Annotated in this window: 15 protein-coding genes; 5 read left to right on the top strand and 10 right to left on the bottom strand. The window is 45.3% G+C overall.

What is annotated here, in order from left to right; genetic code table 11:
* Positions 1–41 precede the first annotated feature (41 nt).
* The 3 genes from hldE to BS333_RS01995 all read right to left on the bottom strand — a co-directional run bounded on the left by hldE (position 42) and on the right by BS333_RS01995 (position 6148).
* Positions 42–1472, bottom strand: coding sequence for a bifunctional D-glycero-beta-D-manno-heptose-7-phosphate kinase/D-glycero-beta-D-manno-heptose 1-phosphate adenylyltransferase HldE (gene hldE, locus BS333_RS02005; protein ID WP_021709342.1), 1431 nt, complete (start codon positions 1470–1472; stop codon positions 42–44).
* Between the two features lie 73 nt (positions 1473–1545).
* Positions 1546–4398: a bifunctional [glutamate--ammonia ligase]-adenylyl-L-tyrosine phosphorylase/[glutamate--ammonia-ligase] adenylyltransferase gene (gene glnE / locus BS333_RS02000; protein WP_021709343.1), complete on the bottom strand. Its 2853-nt coding sequence runs from the start codon at positions 4396–4398 to the stop codon at positions 1546–1548.
* Between the two features lie 217 nt (positions 4399–4615).
* On the bottom strand, positions 4616–6148 hold the full coding sequence (locus tag BS333_RS01995; RefSeq protein WP_021709344.1) for a CYTH and CHAD domain-containing protein: 1533 nt from the start codon (positions 6146–6148) through the stop codon (positions 4616–4618).
* Positions 6149–6353: 205 nt separating this feature from the next.
* On the opposite strand from BS333_RS01995, the gene BS333_RS01990 reads away from it, so the two are divergent.
* The 3 genes from BS333_RS01990 (at position 6354) to BS333_RS01980 (ending at position 9202) form a co-directional block, all read left to right on the top strand.
* Complete coding sequence (locus BS333_RS01990; protein WP_033003627.1) at positions 6354–7034, top strand: TIGR00153 family protein; 681 nt, start codon at positions 6354–6356, stop codon at positions 7032–7034.
* Between the two features lie 130 nt (positions 7035–7164).
* Complete coding sequence (locus tag BS333_RS01985) at positions 7165–8424, top strand: inorganic phosphate transporter (RefSeq protein WP_021709346.1); 1260 nt, start codon at positions 7165–7167, stop codon at positions 8422–8424.
* 166 nt (positions 8425–8590) lie between these two features.
* The gene (locus tag BS333_RS01980) at positions 8591–9202 is read left to right on the top strand and encodes a TIGR04211 family SH3 domain-containing protein (protein WP_021709347.1); all 612 of its coding nucleotides are present in this window, start codon (positions 8591–8593) and stop codon (positions 9200–9202) included.
* 169 nt (positions 9203–9371) lie between these two features.
* On the opposite strand, the gene BS333_RS01975 is transcribed toward BS333_RS01980, so the two are convergent.
* Both BS333_RS01975 and BS333_RS01970 read right to left on the bottom strand, forming a co-directional pair.
* Positions 9372–10160, bottom strand: coding sequence for a general secretion pathway protein GspB (locus BS333_RS01975; RefSeq protein WP_021709348.1), 789 nt, complete (start codon positions 10158–10160; stop codon positions 9372–9374).
* On the bottom strand, positions 10160–11806 hold the full coding sequence (locus BS333_RS01970) for an ExeA family protein (RefSeq protein WP_021709349.1): 1647 nt from the start codon (positions 11804–11806) through the stop codon (positions 10160–10162). The genes BS333_RS01975 and BS333_RS01970 overlap by 1 nt, the downstream gene beginning before the upstream one ends.
* Positions 11807–12143: 337 nt before the next feature.
* Between BS333_RS01970 and BS333_RS01965 the strand changes: the two genes are divergently transcribed.
* Positions 12144–13367 (top strand): multifunctional CCA addition/repair protein, encoded by a 1224-nt coding sequence (locus BS333_RS01965; RefSeq protein ID WP_021709350.1) that lies wholly within the window; start codon positions 12144–12146, stop codon positions 13365–13367.
* A gap of 80 nt (positions 13368–13447) precedes the next feature.
* Here BS333_RS01965 and BS333_RS01960 read toward each other — a convergent pair whose 3' ends face one another.
* Genes BS333_RS01960 through folB form a run of 3 tightly spaced genes read right to left on the bottom strand, consistent with a single transcriptional unit; the run spans position 13448 to position 15111 of the window.
* Positions 13448–14257 carry an undecaprenyl-diphosphate phosphatase gene (locus BS333_RS01960; RefSeq protein ID WP_021709351.1) on the bottom strand — a complete coding sequence of 270 codons (810 nt, stop codon included), beginning with the start codon at positions 14255–14257 and terminating at the stop codon, positions 13448–13450.
* 15 nt (positions 14258–14272) lie between these two features.
* Positions 14273–14755 carry a 2-amino-4-hydroxy-6-hydroxymethyldihydropteridine diphosphokinase gene (folK, locus tag BS333_RS01955; protein WP_021709352.1) on the bottom strand — a complete coding sequence of 161 codons (483 nt, stop codon included), beginning with the start codon at positions 14753–14755 and terminating at the stop codon, positions 14273–14275.
* Positions 14752–15111, bottom strand: a complete 360-nt coding sequence (gene folB / locus BS333_RS01950) for a dihydroneopterin aldolase (protein WP_021709353.1) — start codon at positions 15109–15111, stop codon at positions 14752–14754. The genes folK and folB overlap by 4 nt, the downstream gene beginning before the upstream one ends.
* Positions 15112–15327: 216 nt before the next feature.
* Between folB and plsY the strand changes: the two genes are divergently transcribed.
* Positions 15328–15939 carry a glycerol-3-phosphate 1-O-acyltransferase PlsY gene (gene plsY, locus BS333_RS01945; RefSeq protein WP_021709354.1) on the top strand — a complete coding sequence of 204 codons (612 nt, stop codon included), beginning with the start codon at positions 15328–15330 and terminating at the stop codon, positions 15937–15939.
* Positions 15940–15974: 35 nt separating this feature from the next.
* Here plsY and BS333_RS01940 read toward each other — a convergent pair whose 3' ends face one another.
* On the bottom strand, positions 15975–16790 hold the full coding sequence (locus tag BS333_RS01940; RefSeq protein WP_021709355.1) for an alpha/beta fold hydrolase: 816 nt from the start codon (positions 16788–16790) through the stop codon (positions 15975–15977).
* Between the two features lie 182 nt (positions 16791–16972).
* Positions 16973–17989: a tRNA (adenosine(37)-N6)-threonylcarbamoyltransferase complex transferase subunit TsaD gene (gene tsaD / locus BS333_RS01935; protein WP_033003628.1), complete on the bottom strand. Its 1017-nt coding sequence runs from the start codon at positions 17987–17989 to the stop codon at positions 16973–16975.
* Positions 17990–18205 lie beyond the last annotated feature (216 nt).

The following is an 18205-nucleotide window of genomic DNA, read 5'->3' as shown; positions in this document are numbered from 1 at the left end:
AAGCCAATCAACTCACCTTCAGGCCAATGATGAGTCTGCGTTTAACCTTTTCCGCCTTTAATCGCGTTGATGATTTCACTGGTGGAACAACCGTCTTCAAAGTTTAAGACACGCACTTCACCACCAGCTGCGATCACTTCTTTACCACCAGCAATGTCTTCAGGTTTATAATCGCCGCCTTTAACAAGCAGACTCGGCAAGACTTCAGAGATCAAACGCTGTGGTGTATCTTCGCCAAATGGCACCACCCAGTCGACTGCGCCCAGCCCAGCGAGCACCGCCATTCGACGATCGGTTGGATTCACAGGACGGCCCGGACCTTTGAGGCGTTTGACTGACTCATCAGTATTCACCGCGACAATTAATCGGTCGCCTAACTCTGCAGCGTGATTGAGGTAAGAAACATGACCTGCGTGCAAAATATCAAAGCAGCCATTGGTCATCACTACTGTTTCACCTTTGGCGCGGGCTTTCTTGACGGCCTCAATTAATGCTGACTCTGAAATCACCCCATAGTCGGTATCTTGACTACCATGTACCGCTTCAGCCAATTCCACCTCAGACAAGGTTGAGGTACCCAGTTTACCCACCACGACGCCTGCCGCTGCATTAGCGAGTGCGCAAGCTTCTTGAAACGATTTACCTGCTGCGATTGACGCAGCCAAAACAGAAATGACCGTATCACCTGCACCGGTTACGTCATACACTTCTTTCGCTTGAGTCGGTAAGTGGAACGGTTTTTGGCCTCTTTGGATCAACGTCATCCCGTGCTCACTGCGAGTCACCAGTAACGCTTCAAAATCGAACTCTTCAACCAAGGCAAGGGCTTTTTCGATAAGCTCTTGCTCAGAAGACACTTTACCAACCACATCCTCGAATTCTTTCATATTAGGCGTTAATAACGTCGCACCACGATAACGTTCAAAGTCAGCCCCTTTTGGATCAACAAAAACAGGCACTTTCGCAGCTCTTGCTTTCTGAATATACGCTTGAACGTGCTCTAATGATCCTTTGGCGTAATCTGACATAATCACCGCTTGAACATTAGGGAGCGTACTTTCCATACGAGATAGTACCGGTTCTGGGTCGGTATTTTCGAACTTATCTTCAAAATCCAAACGAATTAATTGCTGGCTACGACTCATCACCCTGAGTTTGGTAATGGTTGGATAATTAGGTAATGCAACAAAGTCACACTTCACTTTGAGTGAGTTTAAGGTTTCTGTCAGTACTTTGGCAGGTTCATCAATACCAGTAAGACCAACAATATGAGCATGGCCACCCAATGAAGCGATATTCATTGCGACGTTAGCAGCACCGCCCGGGCGTTCTTCATTATTTTCTACTTTAACAACAGGCACTGGGGCTTCTGGTGAAATACGCCCAGTTGGGCCATACCAGTAACGGTCGAGCATGACATCACCGATAATGAGTACGCCAGCACTGTTGTAGTCAGGTAGAATAGGTTTCATTGTTGGTCTCCAAAAATTCAATCAACATAAGTTTAACACAGGCTTTTTGTCGGCAGAACTCCGCACTGTTAAGTTACTGTTTTATAGTCAGCCATTGCTGCCAAGCTTGCTGAACCCACTCTCGCTCTGTAATAAACTTTGTTTGTGCTACATCTGCATCTAAGTTGAGTAAGTTTCGACGATGGATATCATCTCGCATCGATGTGTAGGCTTGTGTTAGGCGCATCGCTTGCTCTTCTTCCATTACTTGCTGAGCAATTAACGTTTCGAAAATACGAACATTATCACACCAACGTGTCAGTTTAGGTTTATCATGACTGAAGTTAAGTACTAGATATTGCGCCAGAAACTCGATATCGGTAATCCCGCCGACATCTTGCTTCAGCATAAAACGCCCCGCTTTTTGACCACCAAGGTGATGACGCATTTTTTCCCGCATTTCAACCACATCGCGCTGTAATTTAGCTTGCTCCCGTGATTTACATAGAACATCGTAACGTATGTTACGAAAGGCGATGGAGAGTGGTTCATCTCCATAAATGACACGAGCGCGCACTAAGGCTTGGTGTTCCCACGTCCATGCTTCTTGATGTTGGTATTCATCAAAAGCCAACGTTGGACTCACCAATAAACCAGATGCACCGGATGGCCGTAAGCGGGTATCAACATCATATAAAATACCTGACGCTGTCCGTGTTGAAAAAATATGAATTATGCGCTGTGCCAGCCTTAGATAAAATTGGCGGCCATCGATTTCCTTTTTACCATCGGTATACACGTCGACGGGGCAATCGTGCATAAAAACAATATCTAAGTCTGAGTTATATCCTAGTTCCCAGCCGCCGACTTTGCCATAGCCGATAACCGCAAACCCTTTCCCTTCCCGTTGTTGGAGGTGGGTGGGCTCACCGTATTTCTCGGATACTTGTAACCAGGCTTGCTGTACCACTGCTTCGACAATCGCTTCGGCTAAATAGGTCAGGTGATCACTGACTTTCATTATCGGCAATGCCCCGGCAATATCCGCTGCTGCAATGCGTAACATACAAATTTGCTTAAATTGTCGTAAAGCATCCATTTGCTGTTCCATGTCATCTTCTGGAATTCGTGCCAGAAAGTCGCGTAGCTCAGTTTGGTAGCTATCCAACGGAATTGGGCGATAAAGATGCTGAGGATCAATCAGTTCATCCAATAAAATGGGGTAACGTGACAACTGCTCCGAAATCATAGGGCTGGCGGTACATAAACGAACTAACTGTACGAGGGCGGCTGGATGCTCATCGAGTAATTCTAAATAGGTTGTACGAGTACAAATATTGTGCAGCAAATGCAACACTCGAGATAAACCAAACATCGCTTCTGGATGAGAAAAAATGGTCGAAAAAACTTTTGGCATCAAACGAGCTAGGACTTCTCGTCCTCGAGGCCCCAATGTTTTCTTGGCTAAGTCGGCTTTAAATTGAATGATTTCTTTCGCCATCATCTCTACGTCATGCATGGCAAGATCTTGACTTAGGATCTGCTCAACGACATCGTACTTTGCCGCCATATCCCAAAGCTCATAGAAATGGCGTGCCACCTCTTGAGCTTCATCTTCTTCTTCATCGCCAATCAAACTTTCAAATACGATATGCACCCGATGCATGTGTTGATGAATCTCTTCTAACAACGCGTCCCATGAGGGACTTCTCATCGCTGTAGCGAGTTTAAGGCGCTCCTCTTCCGCTTCAGGTAAAGTTTGTGTTTGTTTATCCGCCATTGCTTGCATCAGGTTTTCTAACTGACGCAAATAACCGTAAGCAGAAGTCAAATGCTCTACTTGTTGATGAGATAACTGCCCTAATTGACCAATAGCTTCGAGGGTCTCCAATAAACCTCGTCCTCGCAATGATGGCTCTCGACCACCACGGATCAACTGAAAGACCTGAGCAATAAATTCAATCTCACGGATCCCTCCGGGGCCCAACTTGATGTTATTGCTCAATCCTCGACGGCGCACCTCACTGCTGATCATTGATTTCATACGACGTAGTGATTGGATAGCACTAAAATCGATATAACGCCGAAAAACAAAAGGACGTAACATCTGGCGTAACTCTTGATATTGTGGGTACATCTCACATCCCATGACACGAGCTTTGATCATGGCATAACGTTCCCAATCCCGTCCTTGCTCTTGATAATAATCCTCAAGAGCTGCATAGCTCATCACCAGCGGGCCGCTTTCACCAAATGGACGTAAGCGCATATCAACTCGGTAACAAAACCCATCGAAGGTTTGTTGATCCAGCGCTTTGATTATCCGCTGCCCAAGACGCGTAAAGAACTGGGCATTTGAAATACTACGGCGTGTCCCTTGAGTTTCACCGTTTTCTGGATAGGTAAATATCAAGTCAATGTCAGAGGAAAAGTTGAGCTCTCCTCCGCCCAATTTGCCCATTCCTATAATCAGCATCGGTTGGGCTTCACCAGCTGCGTTAGTTGGTGTGCCCCACTCTTTGCAACACACCTTGTATTGCCATTGATACGTTTCAACGATCATCGCCTCTGCTAATTGTGACAAATGATGTAAAGATTCTTCTAAGGTCCATCCATGTGTGAAGTCTTTCCAAGCGATGTAAACCATCTCACGGCGACGAAACTGACGTAGAACGCGATGAGCGGCACTCTCATCTTGGCTTTCTGCCAAAAGACTGGCCAATCGTTCGCGATACTCTTGTTGACGTTGTTTATCCGCTAACATGCTCGGTAAACACTGAGCAAGTTGCTCATCTTGCTGAATCGCATCAGTCACAAACTGACTCAAGCCGGATATAAAACCAAATTGCTCTGCCACATCTTCTGGCCACTGTTGATAATAACCTGCTTGCTCAGCCTGTTTTATTGCTGCATCAGAGATAGAAACCAGTCGTTGAGGCAATTGCATAATTCTTCCTTGTGTAAAAATGGCAACACGCGAGCATTAATCGTACGGCCGCTCGGCGAATAAAGAGTGTGATACAAAAAAGCAACGCCCACTCATAGGCAGTGGGCGTTTTATCAAAGGGTACTCATATCTGCATTGTCACAGAATTTAGCGTGCCATGATTCATATTGAACCTGTGAACACCAGCACTTCAACTTGTGATGCAACAAACTCACGATCAATCTCGCCAGTATGGCGCGACCTCAATACCAATCGCTCGAGTTTGATCCATAGCATGAAGAATAGAGCGCTCTTGACGTTGTAACCAACGTTCCAACTGCTCCTGCTCTTCCCCCTCTAGCATGCCAACGAGAGGCAACAGGTGATTCAACATTAATAGGTCATCAATGCCGTAGACCAAATCTTCCCAAGGCAAACGGAAAGTGTTCCTTTCATGAGCATCGTACAAGCTAGCAAAACCAATCCCGGTGTACAAATTGCGTTGTAAACGGTAGCGTTGGTCTATATACGCTTGGGCGGACAGCTCTCTCTCGATAGGGAAAGCTTCAATCAGTTCAGCCCAAGTGCGATCTAGCTGTTTCACAGAAAAAGGCTGGATGTTACTGGACAGTTTTTCGCGTGCCTTATCATCAAGAAATGGCTGCCAGCCTCGAGTTAAGATCCAGCGACTTAAATCCAACAGAAGCCCCGTGTAGCGCGCAGAGCATAATAAGTTGAGGTTTTCTTCTCGACTCGGCAACTCTTCAAACTGTTGGGTTAATTCGGAGACTAAGAATTTACGGGCATCGAGCTTACGCAGTACGTTACCTTTATCCTCAAGTAGCTCTTCAAGGTGAGCATGTTCATCCAACCAATCAAACTCTCCCTCAAGCCACTTAAGCTCTTGGCGTAAGAGCGCACTGGCACGACGTGGGACCATGCTGCCAAAAATCGTAAACGTCTGGCGGATAAATCGGATCGCATTGACAATTTCGCGCAAAGCCGCAACACAGTCACGTTCCGTATAGATCTGCTCGTGATAATGCCAATGAGACAGAGCATGTTCCAAAGAGTGAATCAGGCAATACTCCACATTATCTTGCTTGCTGCTATCGACTAACGACAGAGGTTGAACCTCATCACCTGCGTATTGCTTGGCTAAGCGATAGCCCTTTGCCGCTTTGCTGAGGTTACCTAAGCGCATACCTCCGGCTTCACATAGCGTACGAGCCACGGTGAATAGCGCATCGGTTTGACCTGACTTTAGTTCCAATTCGACTTCACAAATCGGCTCACTCACTTCTTGACCTTTTTCATCAAGAGCAACAACAGCGCCTTGGTCAAAGGCTACTTCAATTTGGCTCCCATCAGGCAAACTGATCAGCCATTGTTCACGTGAAAAATTGGTTGAGAATAATGGTGTCAATTCTGATTGCAAAGTGGGGACGTCTTTACCTTCTGGCCAAATATCAGAGGGATGAAGTGTGAGCTCTGGCTCATTTTTAGTATGTTCCGCATTGTATTCTGGTCTTTGATGAAGGCCCGCAACAACGCGCCCTGCGGTTTTTACTGTTTGAACGAAAACATCATCAAAGCGACGGATTCTGAGTCCAATGTCGTGCTTTCTTAGCCACTCATCAGCCGTATCAAAATAGATGTTACCTAAGTCACGACAACTGTGCTGGAGGACTTTTTTCTCAGCAATTTTTGCCTTTAAAGTTTCTGAAAATTCAGGAGAAACAAAAAACTTCAGTTCTATCTCGGTTTCCATAGCTATACCTTTCAACGCAGATAGAAACAGGATATTGCCTAATTTATCAGACGGCAAGCAAGAAATATCCGCTCAATGATGATCTAAAACAGTTTTAATGAACCATGTAATGCGTTAACATGCGCGCCTTTATAGCCATCGTTCAACATTTCGCCAAGAAATGGTGTATGTTTTTTTAAGGTTATAGTGATTAGGTTGAATGGCCATGCCAGTAAATACAATTATGGGGTTATTTGCAAAGTCCCCGATTAAACCTTTGCAACGCCACGTTGTGTGTGTCAATGAATGTTGTTCGCACCTGGTTAAGTTCTTCGAAGTTTCTTCAAAGGGTAACTGGGAAAAGGCAGCTGAAATACGTGCTCAAATCTCCCACCTGGAGAAAGAAGCTGATGTACTAAAACGTGAGATTCGATTAAAACTGCCTCGCGGTTTGTTCATGCCAGTCGATCGCACTGACATGCTTGAGCTTCTTACTCAGCAGGACAAACTGGCAAATCTGGCAAAAGACATTGCTGGTCGTGTTTATGGCCGTCAGCTTGTTATTCCAGAGGCTCTCCAACCAAACTTCCTTGCTTACGTTCAACGTTGTCTTGATGCGGCTAACCAAGCGCAAAAAGTCATCAATGAACTTGATGAACTTTTAGAAACGGGCTTTAAAGGCCGTGAAGTAACACTCGTTGCTGAAATGATTCATCAATTGGACGTAATTGAAGATGACACCGATGCAATGCAGGTTGAACTGCGCCAACAATTGATGGCCGTTGAATCTGAATTAAACCCGATCGACGTCATGTTCTTATACAAAATTCTTGAATGGGTGGGTGGTATCGCCGACCAAGCGCAGCGCGTAGGTGCTCGCTTGGAAGTGATGCTATCACGATCTTAAATCAATACGTTAACGACATAACGAAGAGCATCATCATCAAGCAGCAAAGAGACGCTGATCACCGTCAACGTCTTTATTATGTTGCGTGTAGTATTTTGCTCCGCTTGTTATAAAACAACTAGGTATTACGATGGATATCCTTGCGAACTACGGCACTGTCCTGATTATTGTTGCAGCAATTTTTGGTTTCATGATGGCAATTGGTATTGGCGCGAACGACGTTGCCAATGCGATGGGCACATCAGTAGGTTCAAAAGCACTAACCGTAAAACAAGCGATCATTATTGCCATGATCTTTGAATTTGCGGGGGCTTACCTTGCTGGCGGTGAAGTAACCGACACTATCCGTAAAGGTGTTATCGAGACATCTCTTTTTGCTAGTCAGCCAGACGTGCTTGTGTTTGGTATGATGTCAGCCTTGCTCGCTGCGGGTACTTGGCTGCTTCTTGCTTCTTACATGGGCTGGCCCGTTTCTACTACCCACTCAATTATCGGTGCGATCATTGGTTTTGCCTGCGTTTCTGTTGGTACTGAAGCCGTAGACTGGGCAAGCGTACAAGGTATTGTTGGCAGTTGGATCATCACACCGGTCATCTCGGGTTTCTTTGCGTACGCCATCTTTGTCAGCGCACAACGCTTGATTTTTGATACAGAAACACCACTGATTAATGCTAAACGCTTTGTGCCAGTTTACATGTTCATCACCACTATGGTGATTGCTCTGGTAACCATCAAGAAAGGCCTTAAACATGTTGGTTTACACCTAAGTAATGGTGAAGCTTGGATGTGGTCTGCTGTCGTTTCTGCTGTCGTAATGGCAGGAGGTTACTACTACATCCAGAAGAAATTTGCTAATCGTGAAGAAGATCATAGCTTTGCTGGTGTAGAAGGCATCTTCAGTGTACTTATGGTTATCACGGCTTGTGCAATGGCGTTTGCGCACGGTTCTAATGACGTAGCTAACGCGATTGGTCCACTATCTGCTGTTGTTTCAACCGTTGAACACCTTGGCGAAGTCACTGCGAAAAGCACGATTGCATGGTGGATTCTTCCGCTAGGTGGATTTGGTATCGTGGTCGGCCTCGCAACTCTGGGTCATAAAGTCATGGCCACCGTCGGTACAGGTATCACAGAACTCACACCTAGCCGTGGTTTTGCAGCTCAGCTTGCAACAGCTTGTACGGTTGTTCTTGCTTCGGGTACAGGCCTGCCTATTTCAACAACACAGACTCTTGTCGGTGCTGTCTTAGGGGTTGGTTTCGCTCGTGGTATTGCAGCACTGAACCTAGGTGTTGTACGTAACATCGTTGCCTCATGGATTGTCACGCTTCCAGCAGGTGCATTATTAGCGGTCGTTTTCTTCTACGCTATTCAAGCGGTTTTCTCGTAAGATTACCTTCACGGCCTCATTTTAATGATAAGTTAGATAGTAAGGGGAGGTTTACCTCCCTTTCTTTAGTTGCACACTAGCCTGAAACTGCATACTATTCACTTGCTTCAGGCTCGAATGATACGGTACCTGGACTATCTTCAAGAAAATCGTTAAGGGATTTACTGTGAAAAAACTATTCATCACGGTTCTGTTTGCACTGCTAGCAGTACCAACAGCTCTAGCCGCAGACCGTTATATTTCGGATGATTTATTCACCTACATGCACTCTGGCCCAAACAACACTTACCGCATTATGGGAAGTGTTAATGCCGGCGAGAAAGTAAAACTGCTGCAAGTGAATAAGGATACGGGTTACACTCAGGTTCGCGACTCTCGAGGCCGCACAGGCTGGGTCCAAAGTAAACTTGTTACTAACCAAGAAAGTATGGCTATCCGCCTTCCTCGTACCGAAAAAGAACTCGAAGAGGTCAAAAAGCAGTTAGCCAACGCTCGTCAAAATTCAGACACAGAGAAAGCAGGCTTAGTGCAATCTTTGGAAAATAGTAACAATCAGATCTCTAATCTGGAGAAGAGATACACTGAAATTAGTGAGCAATTAACTTCTGTAGAAACAGAAAACCGCAAGTTGCGTGCAAAACTGGATACACAGAAACAAGACATGTTCATGAAATACTTCGCTTATGGCGGTGGTGTAGCGGGTCTTGGTTTGTTGCTTGGGTTACTACTACCAAGTTTGATACCTCGCAGGAAAAAATCACCGGCAGGCTGGGCTTAAACTTAACCGCTTTCGTTTGTCATATACTCAAACGATAAAGCGTTACAAAAGTCAGATAAAAACAGTTTGTAGCGAAAATAATATTTACACCGAAACAAAAGCCAGTCCCTGAACATGACTGGCTTTTTTAATTTCTTTGACTCTCTGTTTTCAAAAGCGAGCGATGACGTTAACCTTTCCACTGGTAAGTCGAAGGAATGCTTATTTGCTCCCCCTGAAACTCAATGATGACACCATGAGCGTTAATTTCTTTTAACATAATTTGATTATCAATGAGGTCGCCTTGATGATATTCCACATCGTTAATTTTGACCCATCGACGTTGCGCATCACTGGAGTAAATATGGATTTGAAAGTTCAGTGCAGGTAAGCGTCCTCGCCATTTTTCTTGCTCTTTTTCAAGTTGACTGATACTCATGGCTGCTGAAGCAGAAGAATCAGAGTAAGGCTCATTACTTAAATAATCATCATTATTATTCAAGACACTTTCGACCGTTGATGCGAGTTCCGGCGAAAGAGAAGACAAGTCGAGATCACTGAGCGAAACGCCAAGCTCACTTTCATTTTCACTTTGCATCTTAGGGCTCGTGGGCACTTTATTCGTCAACATGGCTTTATTGACTTCATTAGCCGATAAGTTGCCATCACCAGCTTGAGTAGTAAAACTCCCAATTACCCTTGTGATCTTAGCGACTGGCCATTCTCTCTGTAAAGGCTGCAAAGTTTGTCGCTCCGGATAGTCGAAACTTTCAAACTTTGGCTTCCTCACGGGGGTGGGCAGCGACAAAGCTTCTTCAGGAAGCGTTACCGATTGGGCAGCCTCCACAACCTTCAAAGGTTCAGATAAGGGTTGAGATTGCTCTGAACGCGGATTAAATACCCCAAGGTACCAAGCAGAGCCAATCGCACTAAAAGCAACAGGGATCAAAAAAGCGCCAACATGTTTGGTCATTGACATTACAAATTCTCCTCATTAATCATGCCTAACAGAGGCGCATTGAGTTGAACATTTTGTTGCAAGCGATCCAGTGTTTGTTTTCCAGCGATGCCGTCAACATCCAAACCTTGCCAGCGTTGGAATAATTGAACACGCTCTTTGATCAAGGAATCAAAGGTATCGGTTCCTAATGGCGGTTCATTCACGGCTAATGCTAACAGTTGATCTAACACTTCAATCGCCGGTCCTTCCATGTCCAAGCGTAAGGTCTCTCTTAAAGGCGCTTGCCAAAGCTCGATGATATTTCCTTGCCATAACGGTTTTAACCAAGAGGTCGGTAAACGCAGACGTTGCTGGCCATTTAGCACCTCTACCTTGCTATCACCAATCGCATATAAAACAACATAACCAATTTGACCTTGGTAATTCAGCTCTAAGATAACCGGACGATTTTGGGCGACTAACATTGGCCAAGTCGTCATTTTACGCTGGCATAACATCGTCGATTGAGCATCACTCAAACACAAATTGTCCCGAACTGATGACTCATATCCCCATTGTTGATATAACTCTCTGACGGCCAAATGCGAATGAGGTTGTGCTAACAATACGTTGCGTTGCTCCTCGGTCAAATGGTTGTTTTGAATCGGAGGAGAAACAACGACGGCGGGAGTTTCTGGCAAGGCTTGCTTCTCTTCTGCAACTTGTATCGCTGCAGGGGTTGCAGTTTGTGGCGTTAACGGCATGTTCTGTACCATCAACCAGCCTAAGCCCAGAGCTGCCAGAACGCCAAGCGATGCGGTCCCCCAAGCAGGCCACTTCAACGGTGCTGATGTGCTCCCTTGTTGGTAAATATCCGCTTGAAACTGCATCACCTCTTCACAAGCCTGATAAACGGTATTTCGATCAATGTCAGTATGACCTTGATAAAAGCTCAGGTTGAGTGACTTATCACAGATAAGGTTAATTAAACGAGGGATACCATGACTGTATTTAGCGATCAGTTTGGTTGAAGCCCTATCGAATAATGGCTGCTCACCACCAGCGGTGTGCAGACGGAAGGTAATGTAGTCGGCGGTCTCTTTATCATCCAGTGGCAGCAAGTGATAACGCCCTGTAATCCGTTGTGCTAACTGACGTAATTGGGTCGTTTGTAGCAACCTTTGTAGTTCAGGCTGCCCGACGAGAAGCACTTTGAGTAGCTTTGTTGTCTCGGTTTCTAAATTGGTCAAAAGACGTAACTGTTCTAAAACATCAGCCGCTAAGTGCTGTGCTTCGTCAATAACAAGCAGAGTTTGCAACCCTTGCTGGTAATTATCTTGCAGATAAGCATAGATGGCTTGATGCAGCTGTTTTGGGGTTGCATTTTGTGGGTAATCGATATCAAATTCATCACAGATCGCTTCAAGCAGATCCTGACTAGAAAACGTCGGATTTAAAATCAGGCCGGCCTTGGTGTTCTGGTCAAGGTTAGCCAGCATGACTTTAGCCACTGTCGTTTTGCCTGTCCCCACCTCTCCGGTTAACATTGCAAAACCACCACCTTCACCCAAACCTGCCTTTAAATGCGTAATGGCTTCTTTGTGACGCTGGCTCAAATACAAATAACGTGGGTTTGGAACTATCGAAAAAGGCAGCTCAGTAAACCCAAAAAAGTCCTTATACATTAGGCTCTCCAGATGGACTCCATTTCTTATTAATGAAGTTTCTTATATCAGACTAAAAAGAGACTCTTAGAGTCTTATTTAGTTCTTTTTTTACTCCCAATCATTACAAAATAATAACTTCTATTGGAATCTGCCGACCTTTCGAGTGACTTTTGTGCAAAATAACACTGACATTTCAACACATCGTCATGCTGCAAAAGCCACAAGTGGCAGCAAGAATCAGCACAAAACCTCAACAGACCCTATTGATTTGGGGTAACATCGATTATCAATTGGGGCAAAGTACCACTGCTTACCTCAATATCCAACGTCATATCGATAAATTAAGAGGTAATTCGTGCAGGTTTATTTAGTCGGAGGAGCGGTTCGCGATCGTTTACTGGGAATCACGAATAACGATAGAGATTGGGTGGTAGTAGGTTCAACCCCTCAAGAGATGCTAAATCAAGGCTATATTACGGTGGGTAAAGACTTCCCCGTTTTTTTGCATCCCAGCAATAAAGAAGAATACGCACTCGCACGGACTGAACGTAAATCTGGTCAAGGCTATACTGGTTTTGAGTGTTTTTTCGACCCATCAGTAACTCTAGAGGAAGATCTTCTTCGACGTGATTTAACCATTAATGCTATGGCCATTGATGAAGCAGGCGCGCTACACGACCCTTACGGTGGTCAACAAGATATTGAAAACAAGCAACTGCGCCATGTTTCTGAGGCATTTATTGAAGATCCGCTCAGAGTATTACGTGTAGCCCGCTTTGCAGCAAAGTTAGCACCTCAAGACTTCCAAGTCGCTAAAGAAACCATGCAGTTAATGCGTCGTATTGTCGAAAGTGGTGAGCTAGAGACACTCACCGCAGAACGTGTGTGGCAAGAATGGCACAAATCCCTGTCGAGCCCTCGTCCAGATGTATTTTTATCCATACTGAGAGAGTGTGGCGCGCTCGCTATCGTGCTACCTGAGCTGGATAACTTATTTGGTGTGCCGCAACCCGCTCAATGGCACCCTGAAATCGACACTGGCATTCATACATTAATGGTGGCCCATCAGGCCGCTCTCTTAAGCGCCTCTTTATCGGTGAGGTTTGCAGCACAAGTACACGATCTCGGAAAAGGAGTTACGCCTGAAAGTGAGTGGCCAAGCCATAAAATGCACTGCCACACGGGGTTAAAACTCATTAAACAGTTATGTAAACGAGTCAAGGTCCCCAATGAGTTTAGAGACTTGGCGCTAATGGTCTGCGAGCAGCACTCCAACATTCATCGAGCCGCTGAGCTCAAACCTAAAACCATCCTAAAAGTTCTCAACAAATTTGATGTATGGCGCAAGCCTGAACGTTTACCCGATATTTTACTGTGTTGCCAAGCCGATCACGCAGGCCGTAAAGGGTTAGAACATTTGCCCTACCCACAGGCGGAGATCTTTACTCAAGCCTATCAAGCTGCAGCGGCCGTTGATGTTCAGGCTATTATCCGAGATGGCTTTACAGGCCAAGATATCCGTACTGAGCAAGATAAGCGTCGAGTTGAAGCGATTAAAGTCACGCTTCGCAAAGCTTGAGCCATCAACACATGCTTAACTAGCCAATCGAACTAGAAGGATGAAAAAAAGGCCAACTTATTAGAGCTGGCCTTGAACAATTAAGCACCATTGCTTAGTAAAAACGTGAATAATCCAATACCGAGAATCAAGCGATAAATAACAAATGGCGTCATACCCATGCGTGAAATAATCTTCAAGAAAAAGTGAATACACAGGTAAGCACTGATGAAAGAAGTGACGATCCCAGTGAATAAAAAGCCCGTATGAACCGGCTCACCACTGGTCACCAATTTCATCCCTAAATAGCCCCCCGCTAAAGTGATGATCGGAATTGACATTAAAAATGAAAAACGTGCCGCAGCTTCTCGAGTAAAGCCTAAGTAAAGCGCCGCTGTGATCGTCGCTCCAGAACGAGAAGTCCCTGGAATAATGGCTAGCGCTTGGGCAAAGCCAATAAATAATGCTTGTTTCCATCCGGTTTGATATTCATCGACGGCTTGTTTTGCATGTTTATCCGCCCACCACAGCAATAAGCCAAACACGATAGTCGTGGTTGCAATCACATAAGCGCTTCGAAGGTAAAGCTCTATAATATCTTTCATTAACAGACCAAAGAGACACGCAGGTATGGTGGCGATCACGATCATCCATGCCAGTTTTGCCTCTTTGCTTCGCTCCCCGCTAAAAATAGAAGCAAATAAAGCGCGTAATAACGTTATGACTTCTTGCCGGAAATAAATCACTACGGCCAGTAACGTGCCAACATGCACTGCGACATCAAAAGCAAGCCCTTGGTCTTCCCAACCGAAGATCGCGGAAGGGAGAATTAAATGTGCAGAGCTGGAAATCGGTAAGAACTCTGTCAGTCCTTGAATTAACGCCAGAATGAAGGCTTCAAAGTAACTCATATAAATAACTCGATATTATAGTGAAAGAGAAATCGGTGTAAGGGTGTCAACCGGCTGCATCGTTTGCCAAATCTCTGCGATGGTACGCCCATCCCCAGGGATAACCAATTTAGGATCGAGATCAAACAGCGGTTTGGTGACAAAAGGATATTTAAAAACATCACTGCGTGGTAGCTCAGGATCTTGAATGGAAAGACACGAACCAAACAAGATAAGATCAAGATCTAACGTTCGATCTTGATACTTTTGCGCGTCTTTTTCGCGCCCCCATCTGAATTCTATTTCACGCAATTCATGACTCAAGACTTCCAGTGATAACTGGGTAGAAAAACTAACCACAAAATTATAAAAAGGCTGGCTGCTAAAGCCAACCGGATCACATTCATATATCGGTGACACGCAAAGGTCAGAACCCAACTTTTGCAATTCAAGATAAGCCATTCGAGCATGCCGCTCTCTATCAATATTTGTGCCTACACCAATATACGCTTTTATCATGCTTGGCCTCGCTCAATCACTACACCAACAGTGCGCGCTTGAGGGACAGCCCCTGGTTTTGCTAAACGAATCTTCACCCAAGGAACAGAGAAACGCTGTATGATAATGTCAGCAATTTCCTCAGCCACTCGCTCAATCAGTAAAAAACGGCCGTTTGCAATGTGATTAAGCACCGCTTCACTGACTTGCGAATAATCCAAGGCATCTTGAACATCATCACTTTTACCTGCTGGTTTGTTGTCATGCGCCATTTCTATGTCCAAAACCAGCTTTTGCTTGATTTGCTGCTCCCAATCATAAACACCAATGGTGGTGAGCACTTCTAACTGTTCAATAAAAACTTTATCCAGAGCCATCTTCTCTATCCTTTTCTGCCAGAGGTCGGATACCCATTATGGGTAATTTAATCGTAGAATTCTCTCACTGAGTCGCCTAAATAGGCTTAAATCTGTTAACTCAGGTACAATAATGCTTGCTCCATCGCAGAGACTATTTTTGCTACACGCCAAATCAGAGTATGATAGCAATTCCGTTGGCACTGAGCACGACATTCCATTATCTCAAGGACTTATATGGACGCACTGGCACTGATAATGACAATGGCCGCCTATCTACTGGGTTCAATCTCCAGTGCGGTACTCATTTGTCGTTTATTAAGACTGCCTGATCCCCGCCAAGTCGGCTCAAATAATCCTGGTGCGACGAATGTACTTCGTATTGGTGGTAAAGGGGCCGCGGTTGCTGTCTTACTGTGTGATATGCTCAAAGGCACTATCCCTGTCTGGTGTGGGTATCTGCTTGGTATCGACCCAATCATTCTTGGCATCATCGCAATCGCAGCTTGTCTTGGGCACATGTACCCTATTTTCTTTCACTTTCAAGGCGGAAAAGGGGTAGCAACAGCATTAGGCGCCATTGCTCCTATTGGATTTGATTTGATGGGCTTGGTGCTTCTCACCTGGTTATCAGTTGCTGTTTTGTTCCGTTACTCTTCTCTCGCAGCCTTAGTTACCGTCTTACTTGCTCCTTTTTACACTTGGCTACTTAAACCTCAATACACTCTACCCGTTGCCATGCTGTGCTGCTTAATCGTGTTTAAGCATCACCCAAACATCCGTCGTTTGTTATCCGGTGAAGAACCTAAGATCGGTGAAAAGAAAAATATAGAAAAAAACTCGGCCTAACACCGAGTTTTCTCTGTGAGTTCTTAGTAGTAAAACTAAGCATGCACTCTGTTTAAAAAGCTCAATAGCATTTGGTTTACAAACTCAGGCTGCTCTAAAGAGCTGATATGTCCCGCTTGTGGAATTTCGACCAATTCACTGCCAGTGATGCAATCATTCATTAAATAAGACTCAAACACAGGACGGGGCTTATCCTCACGACCTACTGCAATTAAGGTAGGTAACGCGAACGCTTCAGTGTCTTCAATGACATCACGGCGGCCAAAGACCATACGACCAATACGAGCAATCTCAACTGCACGTTCACCTTGCAGTGCAGTTAGGCTTTGTTTGAAGGAAGCCACCAGCTCAGGATTCACTTGCTCAGCATCATTGGCGAAAAACAGCGGGGTGACCGCTTCAACAAGTGGTTCAGGAATGGCTTGCACTTGGCTGATAGTATCGAGCATTGCGAAATATTTCTTATGCGTCACTTCGGGTTCTAGGCCGATAAAGGTATCCATTAGAACCAGAGACTTCACTCGTTGAGGCGCTTGCGAGGTTAGCTCAGCGCCCCACATGCCACCCACAGAAAGACCGACAATGGAAAACTGCTCAATGGATAAGTGATCCATCAACGCCAGCATATGCTGGGCATAATCGACCAAAGATCGTGTGGAAGACGGTGCCGCCTCGGATTCACCATGAGCCCAAAGATCGGGAACAATACAACGGTAAGATTGACTCAATAGTTCAATCTGTGGTGCCCACATTTGACTATCCCAAAGATAACTGTGTCCAAATAACAACACGGGACCTTCGCCTTGATCTAAATACGCAAGCTGCTGACCTTCAATTTCAAACTTATTCATTGTTCTATCCATTTATTGTTGTGAGGTATAACCTTCGCGTCGACAAAAAGCCTTCTGTTGGCGCCAATCACGCATATGAGGTTACTGAGTGAGCTATTTCAATGGTGGCGCGAAAAACAAAGGCCTCTAATAAGTAGAGACCTTTAAAACATTTGATGTACTTTCAATCAAAAGCATCAGGATTAAGCAATGGGTGTCAACTGATCGATCGGCCAACGTGGGCGTGCTTCTACAGCCATATCTGACACTTCGCCATTTTTCAAACGCTGCATACCAGCATAGGCAATCATTGCACCATTATCGGTACAAAACTCCGTACGCGGGTAGTAAACCTCTCCTCCCACTTTTTGGGCCAATTTCTCAAGCTCCGCACGCAAACGGCGATTGGCACTCACGCCCCCCGCAATGACGATACGCTTCATACCGGTTTGCTCGAGTGCGCGCTTACATTTGATAGCCAACGTTGCACATACCGCCTCTTCGAATGCGTAAGCAATGTCTGCGCGTGTCTGATCATCATCACCATTGGCAGCAATTGTATTGGCGGTAAAGGTTTTTAGACCTGAGAAACTCATGTCTAGGCCAGGCACGTTAGTCATTGGACGTGGGAACTTAAAGCGACCCGGCGTGCCTTTCTCTGCGAGTTTAGAGAGCAATGGCCCTCCAGGGTAATCGAGGCCCATTAGCTTAGCGGTCTTATCAAACGCTTCACCGGCGGCATCATCAATCGATTCACCTAGGATTTTGTACTCACCAATCCCTTTGACTTCCACCATCATGGAGTGGCCACCGGATACCAAGACCGCAACAAATGGAAATGGCGGTGGATTATCTTCTAACATCGGCGCAAGCAAGTGTCCTTCCATATGGTGCACAGGCACTGCAGGTACTTCCCAAGCGTAAGCAATACTGCGGCCAATTGTCGCTCCAACAAGTAAGGCACCCACTAAACCTGGTCCTGCTGTATAGGCAATACCATCGATGTCTTTAGGCGTCAGATTGGCTTCTTTCAGCGCTGCTTTGATCAGTGGAATGGTTTTTTTAACGTGGTCACGTGAAGCCAGCTCTGGCACCACGCCACCATAATCGGCGTGAAGTTTTACTTGGCTGTAAAGCTGGTGTGACAACAGACCTTTTTCATCATCGTAAATAGCGATGCCAGTCTCATCACAAGAGGTCTCAATACCAATAATGCGCATGGTTATCTCAGTATGCTTTTTATGTAGAAGGAATTTATAGGCCATATTACCCTGCCTTGGAGCTGCAAACAAATTTTGTACAGACAATAAGCGATAAAAGGCTTTACAAAGTGATGGTGTTCAGATTAAAATTCCGCACCATTTTTGATCAAGCTGGTATGAAACCAAACAATCGTGCTTTGGTTTATTGAACTCCAGCGTTAACGAATAACCCCT

Source organism: Vibrio azureus, from assembly GCF_002849855.1.
GTDB lineage: Bacteria > Pseudomonadota > Gammaproteobacteria > Enterobacterales > Vibrionaceae > Vibrio > Vibrio azureus.
The sequence above is the reverse complement of the archived record's forward strand: the minus strand, read 5'-3'. Positions and strand labels throughout refer to the sequence as shown.